The sequence below is a fragment of the Pseudomonas sp. MS646 genome, from assembly GCF_036693845.1.
GTDB lineage: Bacteria > Pseudomonadota > Gammaproteobacteria > Pseudomonadales > Pseudomonadaceae > Aquipseudomonas > Aquipseudomonas chlororaphis_E.
Map to the genome: position 1 here is coordinate 1,971,874 of NZ_CP144763.1, position 14,388 is coordinate 1,986,261.

At 62.8% G+C, this 14,388-nt stretch carries 12 protein-coding genes; 6 read left to right on the top strand and 6 right to left on the bottom strand.

What is annotated here, in order from left to right; translation table 11 throughout:
• The first annotated feature begins 46 nt into the window (after positions 1–46).
• From rraA to V3H56_RS08755, 6 genes are all read left to right on the top strand, one after another.
• The gene (gene rraA / locus V3H56_RS08730; protein WP_042732263.1) at positions 47–538 is read left to right on the top strand and encodes a ribonuclease E activity regulator RraA; all 492 of its coding nucleotides are present in this window, start codon (positions 47–49) and stop codon (positions 536–538) included.
• Positions 539–563: 25 nt separating this feature from the next.
• Positions 564–1,559 carry a zinc transporter ZntB gene (locus tag V3H56_RS08735; RefSeq protein ID WP_047737449.1) on the top strand — a complete coding sequence of 332 codons (996 nt, stop codon included), beginning with the start codon at positions 564–566 and terminating at the stop codon, positions 1,557–1,559.
• A 63-nt stretch (positions 1,560–1,622) separates the two neighbouring features.
• A complete protein-coding gene (locus V3H56_RS08740; protein WP_047737446.1) occupies positions 1,623–1,868 on the top strand; it encodes a hypothetical protein in 246 nt (81 codons plus the stop codon).
• A 2-nt stretch (positions 1,869–1,870) separates the two neighbouring features.
• Positions 1,871–2,695 carry a mechanosensitive ion channel domain-containing protein gene (locus V3H56_RS08745; RefSeq protein ID WP_003183617.1) on the top strand — a complete coding sequence of 275 codons (825 nt, stop codon included), beginning with the start codon at positions 1,871–1,873 and terminating at the stop codon, positions 2,693–2,695.
• Between the two features lie 91 nt (positions 2,696–2,786).
• A complete protein-coding gene (sigX, locus tag V3H56_RS08750; protein WP_042729583.1) occupies positions 2,787–3,377 on the top strand; it encodes an RNA polymerase sigma factor SigX in 591 nt (196 codons plus the stop codon).
• Between the two features lie 107 nt (positions 3,378–3,484).
• Positions 3,485–4,519: an OmpA family protein gene (locus V3H56_RS08755; protein WP_042729584.1), complete on the top strand. Its 1,035-nt coding sequence runs from the start codon at positions 3,485–3,487 to the stop codon at positions 4,517–4,519.
• A gap of 216 nt (positions 4,520–4,735) precedes the next feature.
• Here V3H56_RS08755 and cobA read toward each other — a convergent pair whose 3' ends face one another.
• From cobA to V3H56_RS08785, 6 genes are all read right to left on the bottom strand, one after another.
• A complete protein-coding gene (gene cobA / locus V3H56_RS08760) occupies positions 4,736–5,491 on the bottom strand; it encodes a uroporphyrinogen-III C-methyltransferase (protein WP_042729585.1) in 756 nt (251 codons plus the stop codon).
• Positions 5,492–5,501: 10 nt separating this feature from the next.
• Positions 5,502–8,228: a molybdopterin-dependent oxidoreductase gene (locus V3H56_RS08765; protein ID WP_338474468.1), complete on the bottom strand. Its 2,727-nt coding sequence runs from the start codon at positions 8,226–8,228 to the stop codon at positions 5,502–5,504.
• Positions 8,228–8,545: a nitrite reductase small subunit NirD gene (gene nirD, locus V3H56_RS08770; RefSeq protein ID WP_042729587.1), complete on the bottom strand. Its 318-nt coding sequence runs from the start codon at positions 8,543–8,545 to the stop codon at positions 8,228–8,230. Before nirD ends, V3H56_RS08765 begins: the two co-directional genes overlap by 1 nt.
• On the bottom strand, positions 8,542–10,995 hold the full coding sequence (gene nirB, locus V3H56_RS08775; RefSeq protein ID WP_042729588.1) for a nitrite reductase large subunit NirB: 2,454 nt from the start codon (positions 10,993–10,995) through the stop codon (positions 8,542–8,544). Before nirB ends, nirD begins: the two co-directional genes overlap by 4 nt.
• Positions 10,996–11,441: 446 nt before the next feature.
• Positions 11,442–13,112, bottom strand: a complete 1,671-nt coding sequence (locus V3H56_RS08780) for a bifunctional protein-serine/threonine kinase/phosphatase (protein ID WP_338474469.1) — start codon at positions 13,110–13,112, stop codon at positions 11,442–11,444.
• Between the two features lie 9 nt (positions 13,113–13,121).
• A complete protein-coding gene (locus V3H56_RS08785) occupies positions 13,122–14,333 on the bottom strand; it encodes a nitrate/nitrite transporter (RefSeq protein WP_338474470.1) in 1,212 nt (403 codons plus the stop codon).
• Positions 14,334–14,388 lie beyond the last annotated feature (55 nt).

Sequence of the window (14,388 nt, forward strand, 5' to 3'; positions counted from 1 at the left end):
CGGTTGCTCATTCAGTCTGACGTTCCAGCCTTACAGGAGTTGTTCGATGAACCATTACCTCACGCCCGACCTGTGCGATGCCTACCCGGACCTGGTTCAGGTGCTGGAGCCGATGTTCAGCAATTTCGGCGGCCGCGATTCCTTCGGCGGCGAAATCGTGACCATCAAGTGCTTCGAAGACAACTCGCTGGTCAAGGAGCAAGTCGAGCAACCGGGCGCCGGCAAGGTGCTGGTGGTGGACGGTGGCGGCTCTCTGCGTCGGGCCTTGCTGGGTGACATGCTGGCGGAAAAAGCCGCGAAGAGTGGCTGGGAAGGGCTGGTGATCTACGGGTGCATCCGCGACGTCGACGTCATCGCCCAGACCGACCTCGGCGTCCAGGCCCTGGCCAGTCATCCGATGAAAACCGACAAGCGCGGCATCGGCGACCTCAACGTAGCGGTGACCTTTGCCGGCGTGACGTTCCGTCCGGGCGAGTATGTGTACGCGGACAACAACGGCGTGATCGTCTCGCCAAGCCCGTTGAAAATGCCTGAATGAAGCGCTACAGCCATAAGGGATGAGGATGTTCGAGGAAGAAAACGCGCAATGGGGGCTGGTGCATGCCCTGGTGTTGGACGGTAAGGGCGGCGCGCGTTCCATTGCCCGGACCGACCTCGACGAATTGCAGTTGCAGGCCCACGAAAGCCTGTGGCTGCACTGGGATCGCAGTCATCCGCAAACTCACACCTGGTTGCGCAAATCCAGCGGCCTGAGCGAATTCAACTGCGACCTGCTGCTGGAAGAGAACACCCGTCCGCGCCTGCTGCCCCTGCCTAACGCCGAGCTGCTGCTGTTCCTGCGGGGGATCAACCTGAACCCGGGGGCCGAGCCGGAAGACATGGTCTCGGTGCGGATCTTCGCCGCTGCCCAGCGTGTGATCTCCCTGCGTTTGCGACCGCTGCGGGCCACCGATGAGCTGTTGGCGCAACTGGCCGAGGGCAAGGGGCCGAAGACCGCGTCGGAACTCATCCTTTATATGGCCCAGTACCTCACCAACAAGGTGCAGGACCTGGTCACCTGTCTCTCGGAAATCGTCGATGGCGAGGAAGAAAAACTCGATACCGACGAACGGTACACCCCCGAGCACGACGCCATTTTGCACATCCGTCGAAGGGCGGCCGGGTTGAAGCGGTTCCTGGCGCCGCAGCGGGACATTTTCGCCCAGATGACCCGGCTGAAACTGCCGTGGTTCGTCGAAGACGATGGCGATTACTGGAACGAATTGAACAACAGCCTGACCCGTTACCTCGAGGAGCTGGAATTGACTCGCGAGCGCGTGGGGCTTGTGCTGGAGGCCGAAGACCGGCGCCTGTCGGTGCGCATGAACCGCACTATGTACCGCTTCGGCATCATCACCGGGATTTTCCTGCCGATGAGTTTCCTGACCGGCCTGTTGGGCATCAACGTGGGCGGTATCCCGTTCTCGGCGAGCCCCTACGGTTTCCTGGTCGCGTGCTTGCTGATGGTCTGTGTGGCGCTGGGACAGTGGTGGCTGTTCCGGCGTCTGCGCTGGGTGTGATGAGGCTTCATGTGACCCGACGAAATCTGATCGCGTCTTCCACAGACATCACGAGAGGTGCGTATGCACGATCCGTTTGAACAGTCTTTGCGCGACATGCTCAAGGCTTCGCCGTCCAGCCGGGACGACGACGCATGCCTGGGACGTGTACTGAAAACCGCCAACCGCCAGGTCGGCGCCAGTGATCTGTTCAGCCTGCTGGGCCGTTGGCTGCCCGCGCTGATGATCGCCTTGAACAACGGGTCGGCCCATGTCGCGCCGGTTTCCCGCCGTAAACCTGTTACTCGCACCGCTGATAAGGCTGATTGAATATGGAACTTGATCTCTGGACCCAGAGCCTCGTCACGGCAATGACCGCGTTGTGGACCAAGGTGGCCAACTTCATCCCGAACCTCTTCGGCGCCCTGGTGGTGCTGTTGCTCGGTTTCGTCGTGGCCAAATTGCTGGACACGCTGCTCTCCAAACTGCTCGCCAAACTGGGCCTCGATCGCCTGATGGGCGGCACCGGCCTGACCAAGTTGCTGTCGCGAGGCGGCATCCAGGTGCCCATTTCGACCCTGGTCGGCAAGATCGTCTATTGGTTCGTATTGCTCATTTTCCTGGTTTCGGCGGCTGAATCCCTTGGCCTTGAGCGAGTTTCAGCTACGCTGGACATGCTTGCGCTGTATTTGCCGAAAGTATTCGGCGCCGCGCTGGTGCTGCTGGTGGGTGTCCTGTTGGCCCAACTGGCCAACGGGCTGGTGCGTGGCGCCGCCGAAGGCGTGGGGCTGGACTACGCCGCCGGCGTTGGGCGAATCGCCCAGGGCCTGGTGATCATCATCAGTATCTCGGTTGCGATCAGCCAGTTGGAGGTCAAGACAGACCTGCTCAACCACGTGATCGTGATCGTTTTGATTACCGTTGGTCTGGCCGTTGCGCTGGCCATGGGGTTGGGAAGCCGGGAAATCGCCGGCCAGATTCTCGCGGGAATCTATGTGCGTGAATTGTATGAGGTTGGGCAACAGGTGCGTGTTGGCGAGGTCGAAGGTCAGATCGAAGAGATCGGCACGGTGAAAACCACATTGCTGACCGACGAGGGCGAACTGGTGTCGCTCTCCAATCGGATCCTGCTGGAACAGCATGTGAGTAGCCGCTAACCCGGCAAACCCTGCTAATGTATGCCGCCGCAAAATGCCTGCTATTCCAGGCTGCGGCGCACATTGACCTAGACTGTCGGCCCGACCTGTTTTGAACAAACCCCAATCGCTGTCCACGCGCTACGACCCCCGTGATCTCTCCGATGAGGAGTTGGTTGCCCGCGCGCATACGGAGCTGTTCCACGTAACGCGCGCCTATGAAGAGTTGATGCGCCGCTACCAGAGGACATTATTTAACGTTTGTGCACGGTACCTGGGGAACGATCGCGATGCTGACGATGTCTGTCAGGAGGTGATGTTGAAGGTGCTGTATGGGTTGAAGAACTTCGAGGGGAAATCGAAGTTCAAGACCTGGCTCTACAGCATCACCTACAACGAATGCATCACGCAGTACCGTAAGGAACGGCGAAAGCGTCGCTTGATGGACGCTCTGAGCCTGGACCCTCTTGAAGAAGCGTCTGAGGAAAAGGCGCCCAAACCCGAGGAGAAGGGTGGACTCGATCGCTGGTTGGTCCATGTAAACCCGATTGATCGGGAAATTCTGGTGCTACGATTTGTCGCAGAGCTGGAGTTCCAGGAGATCGCAGACATAATGCACATGGGTTTGAGCGCGACAAAAATGCGTTACAAGCGCGCTCTTGACAAATTGCGTGAGAAATTTGCAGGCATTGCTGAAACTTAGTTCGGCGCAAATATCTCTTACGTGTAGGCAAGTTCTGATAGACTTGCCGCCGAGTTGTCCCCCGGTTTGCGGGACTGCTTCACAATCACCAGATGGGGATTTAACGGATGAAACTGAAAAACACCTTGGGCTTTGCCATTGGTTCTTTGATTGCTGCCACTTCGTTCGGCGCTCTGGCACAAGGCCAAGGCGCAGTTGAAATCGAAGGCTTCGCCAAGAAAGAACAATTCGACAGCGCTCGTAACTTCAAGAACAACGGCAACCTGTTCGGCGGTTCGATCGGTTACTTCCTGACCGACGACGTTGAACTGCGTCTGGCCTACGACGAAGTGCACAACGCACGTACCGACGACGGCACCAACGTCAAGGGCGCCAACACTGCCCTGGACGCTCTGTACCACTTCAACAACCCAGGCGACATGCTGCGTCCTTACGTCTCGGCCGGTTTCTCCGACCAGAGCATCGACCAGAATGGCAGCAACGGTCGTAACCGTTCTACCTTCGCCAACGTTGGTGGCGGCGCCAAGCTGTACTTCACCGAGAACTTCTACGCCCGTGCTGGCGTTGAAGCTCAATACAACATCGACCAAGGCGACACCGAGTGGGCGCCAAGCGTTGGTATCGGTGTGAACTTCGGTGGCGGCTCCAAGCCTGCTGCTGCTCCAGTTCCAGCTCCGGCTGAAGTCTGCTCCGACAGCGACAACGACGGCGTGTGCGACAACGTCGACAAGTGCCCAGACACCCCTGCCAACGTCACTGTTGACGCTGACGGCTGCCCAGCCGTTGCTGAAGTTGTACGCGTTGAGCTGGACGTCAAGTTCGACTTCGACAAGTCGGTCGTCAAGCCTAACAGCTACGGCGACATCAAGAACCTGGCTGACTTCATGAAGCAGTACCCATCCACCACCACTACTGTTGAAGGTCACACTGACTCCGTCGGTCCTGACGCTTACAACCAGAAACTGTCTGAGCGTCGTGCAAACGCCGTCAAGCAAGTTCTGACCAACCAGTACGGTGTTGAATCGTCCCGTGTTCAGTCCGTTGGCTACGGCGAATCCCGCCCAGTTGCTGACAACGCCACTGAAGCTGGTCGTGCTGTTAACCGTCGCGTAGAAGCGCAGGTTGAAGCCCAAGCTAAGTAATTAGCCCACAGCTTTGGAAGAGCCCGGCTTAGGCCGGGCTTTTCTTTGCCTGGGATTTATGAAAATGAGGGGGGCGTTGCCGCAAAACAGTTGGTTAAACACAAAACCTGTGGGAGCGAGCTTGCTCGCGATAGCGGTGTGTCAGCCAGTATTGATGCTGCTGACCCGATGCTATCGCGAGCAAGCTCGCTCCCACATTAGGCTAGGTGTTGTTTGTTACAGCGCCGAAGCCTGAACCCACGCAGGCTGTGATGCGGTGAGTTCGGCAGCACCGGCCACCGCACCGATCACCAGGATCGCCGGGCTCTTGAGCTGGAAGGCGCTGGCATCGGCTTCCATCGAGGCCAGGTCGCTGCGGCAATCACGCTGGTGGGGCAGGGAGGCGTTTTCGATCATGGCCACGGGCGTGTTTGCCGCCAGGCCACCGGCCAGCAACTGCTCGCGGATCTCGCTCAGCTTTGCCACGCCCATGTACACCACCAGGGTCGTGCCGCTTTGCGCCAGTGCCTGCCAGTTCAGGCTGCTGCCGTCCTGGGTGTGGGCGGTCACCAGGGTCACGCCCCGGGCGACGCCGCGCAGGGTCAGCGGGATGTCACAGCGGGTGGCCCCGGCCAGGCCCGCCGTGATGCCATTGACCAACTCCACTTCGACACCTTGCGCCTGCAGCCACTGTGCTTCTTCACCGCCACGGCCAAAGATGCACGGATCGCCGCCCTTGAGGCGTACCACGCATTTGCCCTGGCGGGCATAGCGCAGCATCAGTCGATGGATGAACGCCTGGGGGGTGGAGCGGCAGCCACCGCGTTTGCCGACGGCGATGACGCGGGCACCGGGACAATGTTCCAGCACCGCCTCGTTGACCAGGTCATCGATCAACACCACGTCGGCCTCGCGCAGCGCGCGCACGGCCTTGAGGGTCAGCAACTCAGGGTCGCCAGGACCTGCACCCACCAGCCAGACTTTTGCGTTCATAGTGTTTTCCTCACGAGAGAGCGGCCATCGGTTGCGCCGAGGCAACCAGCAGGCGCTTGATTTCCGGTACGCAGGAACCGCATTGCGTGCCACAGCCCAATTCCTTTTTCAGCCCCTGCAAGTCCAGGCCGCGTTCGATGCCGGCGCAGATCGCGCGCTGGCTGACGTTCAAGCAGTTGCACAGTGTCTTGCCGCCGCTACCGCCACCCACCGCCGCGCCGACATTGCCTGGCGGAGCGCTCAATGGCGCCAGCAGCCAGCGGCGCAGTTGTTCATCGCTGCGACCTTCCTGCCACAGATTCTGCAACCAGTGCCGGGCGAGGGTTTCGCCGGCCAGGCGGATGGCGGTGATGCGACCGTTCTCGATCCGCACCCGTTTGCCGATGGCACGACGCGGATCGTCGTAGGCCAGCACCGGGCCGTCGATCAGCCCCAGTTGCTCGTCGATGGCCTGCAGCAGTTCGGGATCGGGCGCTGCGGCGCTGGCCGCGCGAATCACCAGCGCCGGGCGTTCACGGCCGGTTAGGCTGAGGCTGACGTAGGCAAACGCCTCACAGAGCGGTCGAAGCATCTCCAGATGCCGTTGAACATCGCCCTCGATCAATGTGAACAACTGCCAAGGCAGGTTCACCGGTTCCAGGCGTACGCCGCTGTGCTTGAGTTCCGGCTGTTTCGACAACGGGTCGAAGGCCGGTTGGGTCAGGCGGTTGACCCCACCCTTGAGGAACCGGTCACCCCAGTGCATGGGCAGGAACGCCTGGCCGGGACGCACGCTTTCGTCGCTGTCCACGGCCACGACCACCGCGCCGCGCCGGCTTTTCAGGCTGACCAGGTCGCCGGCCTGCAAGCGATGGCGCTGCAGTTCGTCAGGGTGCAGGCTGAGGACGGCTTCATTCACATGACCGAACAATTGTGCGGCGGTGCCGGTGCGGCTCATGCCGTGCCATTGATCGCGCAGCCGCCCGGTGTTCAGGGTCAAGGGGTAGCGTGCGTCGCGCAGCTCCCTGGCGGCACGATACGGTTCGGCGACAAATCGCGCGCGCCCGCTGTCGGTGGGAAAGATCCCGTCTTCGTACAGGCGCGCGGTGCCGGTCGTGGCGCCTTCCGGGAAGGGCCATTGCTGGGGGCCGAGTTCATCGATCAGGGCATGGCTGATGCCGGACAGATCGAGGTCGCGCCCGCGGGTCAGGTGTTTGTATTCGTCGAACACCTGGGCCGGGCTGGCAAAGTCGAACAAGCTGGGCTGGCCCGGCCGCAGGCGTTGTTCCAGGCGCTGGGCGAAGTCCACGGTAATCGCCCAGTCCGGCCGTGCTTCACCGGGCGCGTTGACCGCCCGGCGAACGTGGGAAATACGCCGTTCGGAGTTGGTCACCGAACCCTCTTTCTCGCCCCAGCTGGCCGCGGGCAGCAGCAGGTCGGCGAAGGCGGCGGTCTCGGTGGTGCGGAACGCTTCCTGCAACACCACGAACGGACAGGCTTGCAGCGCGTGCCGTACCGCCGTCTGGTCCGGCATCGATTGGGCCGGGTTGGTGCAGGCGATCCACAAGGCCTTGATCTTGCCGCTGCGCACTTCGTCGAACAACTCGATGGCGCTCAGGCCCGGGTTGGCCGGCAACTGCTCGACGCCCCAGTAGCGGGCGACCTCATCGCGGTGTTCCGGGTTGTTGGCTTCCCGATGACCGGGCAACAGGTTCGACAGGCTGCCGGTTTCCCGTCCGCCCATAGCGTTGGGCTGGCCGGTCAGCGAGAACGGCCCCGCGCCCGGACGGCCGATTTGCCCGGTGGCCAAGTGCAGATTGATCAACGCGCTGTTCTTCGCACTGCCGGCGGTGGACTGGTTCAAGCCCATGCACCACAGCGACAGGAAACTCGGCGCGGTGCCGACCCATTCGGCGCACTGGTGCAGTTGTTCGACACTGATGCCGCACACCTGGGCGACCATGGCCGGGGTGTAGTCGCGCACCAGGTTCTTCAATTCAGCCAGGCCTTCGGTGTGGGCCTTGATGAAATCGCGGTCGACCCAGTCTTCCCACAGCAACAGGTGCAAAATCCCGTGGAACAAGGCGACGTCGGTTCCCGGCAGGATCGCCAGGTGCAGGTCAGCCAGGTCGCAGGTGTCGGTGCGCCGAGGGTCGATGACGATGATTTTCATCTGCGGACGGCGGGACTTGGCTTCTTCGAGGCGACGAAACAGGATCGGATGCGCGTAGGCCATGTTGCTGCCGACGATCATCACGCAATCGCTCAGTGCCAGGTCTTCATAGTTGCAGGGCGGGGCGTCGGCACCGAGGCTGCGCTTGTAGCCGACCACGGCCGAAGACATGCACAGGCGCGAATTGCTGTCGATGTTGTTGGTGCCGACCAAGGCCCGGGCGAGTTTGTTGAACGCGTAGTAGTCCTCGGTCAGCAACTGGCCGGAAATGTAGAACGCCACGCTGTCGGGGCCGTGCTCGGCAATAGTGGCCGCGAAGACGCTGGCGGCATGCTCCAGGGCGCTGTCCCAGTCGGTACGGGCGCGGGCCAGGCCCTTGCCCAGGCGCAGCTCGGGGTACAGGGCGCGGGCGGCGAGGTCGCCGGTCAGGTGCAGGGTCGAGCCCTTGCTGCACAGTTTGCCGAAATTGGCCGGGTGGGTGGGGTCGCCACTGACGCCGAGAATGCGCTCGTCGTCATGGTCGATCAGCACGCCGCAACCGACCCCGCAGTAACAGCAGGTCGAGGCAGTGGTTTGGTGGCTCATCAGCTTGCGTCCCGTAGCGCCAGCAGGACCCGGCCGTTTTCGACACGGGCCGAATGATGATGGGCGCAGCCCACATCCGGCGCCTGGGCCTCACCGCTTTGCAGGTCGATCTGCCAGTTGTGCAATGGGCAAGCCACGCGTTTGCCGTAGATCAGGCCCTGGGACAACGGCCCCCCTTTGTGCGGGCAACGGTCGTCGAGTGCGAAGACTTCATCGTCGCTGGTACGAAAAATCGCGATATCGCCTTTCGGGCCCTGGATGATGCGTGAGCCCAGGGCGTTGATCTCTTCCAATGCGCAGATATCCAGCCAGTTCATGCCGGCACCTCCAGGTTCTTCACGGGGATGACTTCGAACTCTTTTTTCAGCTGGGGTTGTTCCAGGCGCTGTTTCCATGGGTCCTGTTCCAGGGCCAGGGAAAATTTCAGGCGTTCATGCAGCGCTTTGCGGCGGGCCGGGTCTTCCAGCACGGCTTTCTTGATGTGCTCCATGCCGACCCGCTGCATGTAGTGCACGGTGCGTTCGAGGTAGAAGGCTTCTTCGCGGTACAGCTGCAGGAACGCGCCGTTGTATTCGCGGACTTCTTCGGCGGTTTTGAGTTTGACGAAGAACTCGGCGACTTCGGTCTTGATCCCGCCGTTGCCACCGATGTACATCTCCCAGCCGGAGTCGACGCCGATGATGCCGACGTCCTTGATGCCCGCCTCCGAACAATTGCGTGGGCAGCCCGAGACCGCCAGCTTCACCTTGTGTGGCGACCACATGTTGAACAGGTCGTGCTCCAGTTCAATGCCCAGCTGGGTGGAGTTCTGCGTGCCAAAGCGGCAGAACTCGCTGCCCACGCAGGTCTTCACGGTGCGGATGGACTTGCCGTAGGCGTGGCCGGACGGCATGTCGAGGTCTTTCCAGACGCCCGGCAGGTCGTGCTTCTTGATGCCCAGCAAGTCGATGCGTTGCCCGCCGGTGACCTTGACCATGGGCACGCTGTATTTATCGGCGACGTCGGCGATGCGGCGCAACTCCGCCGGCGTGGTCACGCCGCCCCACATCCGCGGCACGACCGAGTAGGTGCCGTCTTTCTGGATGTTGGCGTGGGCGCGTTCGTTGATCAGGCGCGACTGTGGGTCGTCCTGGGCTTCGCCGGGCCAGGTGGAGATCAGGTAGTAGTTCAGGGCCGGGCGGCAGGTGGCGCAGCCGTTGGGGGTGCGCCAGTTCAGGTAGCTCATGGTGCCGGCGATGGTCAGCAGGTGTTCGTCGCGGATCGCCTGGCGGATCTGGCCGTGGTTGAGGTCGCTGCAGCCGCAGATGGCTTTCTCGCTTTTCGGCTTGACGTCCGCCGCACCGCCCACGGTGTTGATCAGGATCTGCTCTACCAGGCCGGCGCAGGAGCCGCAGGAACTGGCGGCCTTGGTGTGTTTTTTCACGTCATCGACGCTGAACAGCCCGTGTTCCTGGATCGCCTTGACGATGGTGCCCTTGCACACACCGTTACAGCCGCAGACTTCGGCGCTGTCGGCCATGCTCATGGCTTTGTCCTGGCCCTGGTGGCCGACATCGCCCAAGGCGTTTTCACCGAACATGAGGTGATCGCGGATTTCGCTGATCCCGGCGTTTTCACGGATCTGGCGGAAATACCAGCCGCCATCCGCCGTATCGCCGTACAGGCAGGCGCCGACCAGCACGTCGTCCTTGATCACCAGCTTCTTGTAGACGCCGCCAATCGGGTCGGAGAGGGTGATGGTCTCGGTGCCTTCGCCGCCCATGAAGTCCCCGGCGGAAAACAGGTCGATGCCGGTGACCTTGAGCTTGGTCGAGGTCACCGAACCCTTGTAGGTGGCAAAGCCCAGTTGCGCAAGGTGGTTGGCGCAGACCTTGGCCTGTTCGAACAGCGGGGCCACCAGGCCATAGGCCGTGCCGCGATGGTTGGCGCATTCGCCGATGGCATAGATGCGCGGGTCGTAGGTCTGCATCGTGTCGTTGACCAGGATCCCGCGGCTGCACGGAATGCCGGACTTTTCCGCCAGCTCGGTGTTGGGGCGGATGCCGGCAGCCATCACCACCAGGTCGGCGGGGATGATGTCGCCGTTCTTGAACTGGACCGAGCCGACCCGGCCGTTGCCGGCGTCGTGCAGGGCCTGGGTCTGCTCGTTGAGGCGAAAGGTCAGGCCACGCTCCTGCAGCGCGCTTTGCAGCAATTGGCCGCTGGTCTTGTCCAGTTGCCGCTCCAGCAGCCAGTCACCGAGGTGCACCACGGTCACGTCCATGCCCCGCAGCTTCAAGCCGTTGGCGGCTTCAAGGCCCAGCAGGCCGCCGCCGATCACCACGGCGTGCTTGTGGGTCTTGGCGGTGTCGATCATGGCCTGGGTGTCGGCGATGTCGCGGTAGCCGATGACGCCTTCGAGCGTGTGGCCAGGGATCGGCAGGATGAACGGCGTGGAACCGGTGGCGATCAGCAGGCGATCGTACTCGGCCTCGGTGCCGTCCTGGGCGATGACCCGGCGCTTGACCCGATCGATCTGCACCACCTTGCGGTTGAGCAGCAGGTTGATGTGATTGTCCTGGTACCAGCTCAGGTCGTTGAGCACGATCTCTTCGAACGTCTGCTCGCCGGCCAGCACCGGCGACAGCAGGATACGGTTGTAGTTGGTGTGGGGCTCGGCGCCGAACACCGTGATGTCGTACAGCTCGTTGCTCAGCTTGAGCAATTCTTCAAGGGTCCGAACCCCGGCCATACCGTTGCCGATCATCACCAGTTTGAGTTTTTTCATCAGGGTTCTCCGCGAGCTCATGCCCGTTTCATCACGGCGATCGGGCTGACTCGGCCATTTTTTCGAAAACAAAAAAGGCGTCCCGCTAGCAAGCTAGCGAGGACGCCTTTGTCCTGGTCCCGTTCTCTCGGGAGGCACCGCCCTCATCGTTGGAGGCGTTGCCTTATGTCTGTTGCCAGGGGTTATGCAGTGGTTGTGCCAAGTGGGCCGAGGGTGTGGATTTATTGGGCGGGCCGCTGGTCGGGCGCGCAATGGCGGGATTTATTGCACCGAATCAAAGCGTATTGCCCGGTAATGGAGCGTTGAGGCTGGCGCATCGCGGCGCAAGCTTTGCTCCTGCATCGGATCCATTGTGGGAGCGGGCTTGCCCGCGAAAGCGGTGCGTCAGTCAACATCCATGCTGAAGGTGCTGACGCCTTCGCGGGCAAGCCCGCTCCCACAGGATCTCAGCTGTGAAATACCAGGAACAGCAGCACGATGTTCACCACCAGAGACACCAGCGCCAACGTGCGCCAGACCTTCAGCGGCTCGCGTTCCAACAGTGGCCGGGGCCTTACGCTCAAGCTGCGACGTTCGCCCTGTTCCAGCAACAGCAGCCATTCCTCGGCGGTTTCGAAGCGCTCGTCCGGGTCTGCCGCCACGGCGCGCTCCAGACTTTGCCCGAGCCATTCGGCCAGGTCCGGTCGATAACGGTGGGCACTGACCGGCACGCCAAAGCGCGGCCGCTGGAACGCCTCGATCTCGCCATAGGGGTAGTGGCCGGTCAGCAGGAAGTACAGGGTCACGCCCACGGCGTACAGGTCTTGCCGAGCGGTCGGCGCGTGGCCGGCGAAGGCTTCCGGGGCGATGTAGCTGGGCGTTCCGGGCAAGACGTTGGCCTGGTCTTCGGACAGCCCCGGGCAGTAGGCCAGCCCGAAATCCAGCAGGCGCAATTCGCCATCGTCCCCCAGGTGCAGGTTTTCCGGCTTGATGTCACGGTGGTAGATCTGTCGTCGATGCAGGAGCCCCACCGCGCGCACCAGCCGTTGCGCCAGGTCCAGCCATTGTGCCAGTGGCAACGGGCCGCCCTGGTCGAACAGCTCGGCCAGGGTCGCGCCGGGGTATTCGCGCATCACGTAATACAGGTGCTGGCGCTGGGGCACGCCATGGACTTCCGGAAATTGTCGACCGGCGACCCGCCTGAGAAACCATTCCTCGGAGAGCAGCGCTTGCCCGGCCCGACTGTCGTCCCGGAGCTGGCCGGGCAGGGTTTTCAACAGCCATGGCTGGCCCTGGCCGTCGTGCACCCGGTAGAGCAGTGATTGCTGGCTTTGACCGAGCAAAGCTTCGACCTGCCACCCCTCGAAGGCCTGGCCTGCTTTCAGCGCTGGGGGCAGGGGCCATTGCTGCAACTGGATCAGCGCGTCGCCGATGCTCGCTTCGCCCAAGGCGTCGACGCGCACCAGCAAGGCGCTGGCGTTGTCCTGGCTGCCGGCCAGGTGCGCGGCGTTGACCAGGGTCTGCGCTGCGCGATCGAGGTCCGGTTGGTCGCGCAGGACGCCGGCGATGGCCGTGTCCCCCAGGGCGGCCCAGACGCCGTCGCTGAGCAGGACGAAAGTTTCGTCGGGGCGCAGTTCGCCATCGAGGAAATCCAGCACCAGGTGTTGATCCAGCCCCAACGCTCGCTTGAGCACATGTTGCATGCCCTGTTGGTCCCAGACGTGGTCTTCGCTGATGCGATGCAGATGATCGGCGTGCCAGCGGTAGACCCGGCAATCGCCGACATGGGCGAGGGTGAAGCGACGGCCCCGCAGGACCAGCGCGCTGACGGTGGTGAGCAGCGGTTGCCCGCCACCGTTGGCTTGCAGCCAGCGATTCTGCGCCAGCAGCAGGCGATCCAGTGCCTGGGCCACGCCCCAGGTTTGTGGCGTGGCGTAATAGTCCAGAGCCAGCGCCTGCAAGGTCGACCGGGCCGCCAGCCCGCCGTCGGCGCATTGGCTCACGCCGTCGGCGATGGCGAACAGGTAGCCCTTGCTGGCGGCCAGGGCCGGGGCCGGGGTGACCAGGCGCAGGGCGTCCTGGTTTTCGTCCCGTGGGCCGATGGCGCTGGCTTCGGCAAAACTCAGTTGCAGGCTCATGGGGTTGGCTTACACCCGGGCGGCGGTGACGGCGGCCGAACCCCAGGTGGTTCTCCAGCGACGCTTGACGCCGTACAGGCCGAACCAGGCCAGGACGCCGAGACTGGCGAACAACCACAGCGCCATCTGGTAGCTGCCGGTGCTCTGCTTGATCGCACCCATGCCCGCCGCCAGGGCGAAACCGCCGATGCCGCCGGCCATGCCGATCAGCCCGGTCATCACGCCGATCTCGCGACGGAAGCGTTGCGGCACCAGTTGGAACACCGCGCCGTTGCCTGCGCCCAGGCCGAGCATGGTGCAGACGAACAGGGCCAGGGCGGCGTAGGAGTTCGGCAGGTTGAAGCCCACCGCGGCAATGCAGATGGCCGCGACGGTGTACATGCCCAGCAAGGTGCGGATGCCGCCGAAACGGTCGGCCAGGGCGCCGCCCAAGGGCCGCATCAGGCTGCCGCCAAAGACGCAGGCGGCGGTGTAGTAGCCGGCCGTTACCGGGCTCAGGCCATACTGGTCGTTGAAGTAGCCGGGCAGGGCGCTGGCCAGGCCGATGAAGCCGCCGAAGGTCACGCTGTAGAAGAACATGAACCACCAGCTGTCACGGTCGCCCAGGGCCTTGAGGTAATCGGCCATGGATTTGGCTTTGGGGCGCTCGGGAGCGTTCTTGGCCAGCCAGGCGAAGAGGACCAGGGTCAGCACCAGGGGGATGAGGGCGAAACCGAACACGTTGGTCCAACCGAACGTCACGGCCATGATCGGCGCGATCAACGCGGCGAGCACGGTGCCCGAGTTACCGGCACCGGCGATGCCCATCGCCTTGCCTTGGTGCTGGGGCGGATACCACTGCGAGGCCAACGGCAGGGCCACGGCGAACGAAGCCCCGGCCACCCCCAGGAACAGGCCCAGCAGCAGGGCTTGTTCATAGCTGTGGATGCCCAGCTTCCAGGCGCAGAACAATGCGCTGATCACGATCACCTGACCCACCATGCCGGCGGTCTTTGGCGAAATCCGGTCGGCCAGAAGGCCCATGAACAGGCGCAGCACCGCGCCGGCCAGGATCGGCGTGGCGACCATCAGGCCGCGTTGCTGGGTGGTCAGGTGCAGGTCGGCAGATATCTGCACCGCCAGTGGGCCGAGCAGGTACCAGACCATGAAACTCAGGTCGAAATACAGGAAGGCCGCGAACAGGGTCGGGGTGTGGCCGGATTTCCAGAAGCTTGAATTCATCGCGCACCTCAGCGGTTAAAGTCTCGAAAATGAGTCAGTGCTTCGAGGTGGTGCG

Bases quoted from the DNA above. Each gene is read 5' to 3' on its own strand.
- V3H56_RS08735 (WP_047737449.1), top strand. From the start codon at position 564: ATGTTCGAGGAAGAAAACGCGCAATGGGGGCTGGTGCATGCCCTGGTG.
- cobA (WP_042729585.1), bottom strand. From the start codon at position 5,491: ATGAACGCAAAAGTCTGGCTGGTGGGTGCAGGTCCTGGCGACCCTGAG.
- V3H56_RS08745 (WP_003183617.1), top strand. From the start codon at position 1,871: ATGGAACTTGATCTCTGGACCCAGAGCCTCGTCACGGCAATGACCGCG.
- V3H56_RS08755 (WP_042729584.1), top strand. From the start codon at position 3,485: ATGAAACTGAAAAACACCTTGGGCTTTGCCATTGGTTCTTTGATTGCT.
- V3H56_RS08765 (WP_338474468.1), bottom strand. From the start codon at position 8,228: ATGAGCCACCAAACCACTGCCTCGACCTGCTGTTACTGCGGGGTCGGT.
- rraA (WP_042732263.1), top strand. From the start codon at position 47: ATGAACCATTACCTCACGCCCGACCTGTGCGATGCCTACCCGGACCTG.
- V3H56_RS08785 (WP_338474470.1), bottom strand. From the start codon at position 14,333: ATGAATTCAAGCTTCTGGAAATCCGGCCACACCCCGACCCTGTTCGCG.
- nirD (WP_042729587.1), bottom strand. From the start codon at position 8,545: ATGAACTGGCTGGATATCTGCGCATTGGAAGAGATCAACGCCCTGGGC.
- V3H56_RS08740 (WP_047737446.1), top strand. From the start codon at position 1,623: ATGCACGATCCGTTTGAACAGTCTTTGCGCGACATGCTCAAGGCTTCG.
- nirB (WP_042729588.1), bottom strand. From the start codon at position 10,995: ATGAAAAAACTCAAACTGGTGATGATCGGCAACGGTATGGCCGGGGTT.
- V3H56_RS08780 (WP_338474469.1), bottom strand. From the start codon at position 13,112: ATGAGCCTGCAACTGAGTTTTGCCGAAGCCAGCGCCATCGGCCCACGG.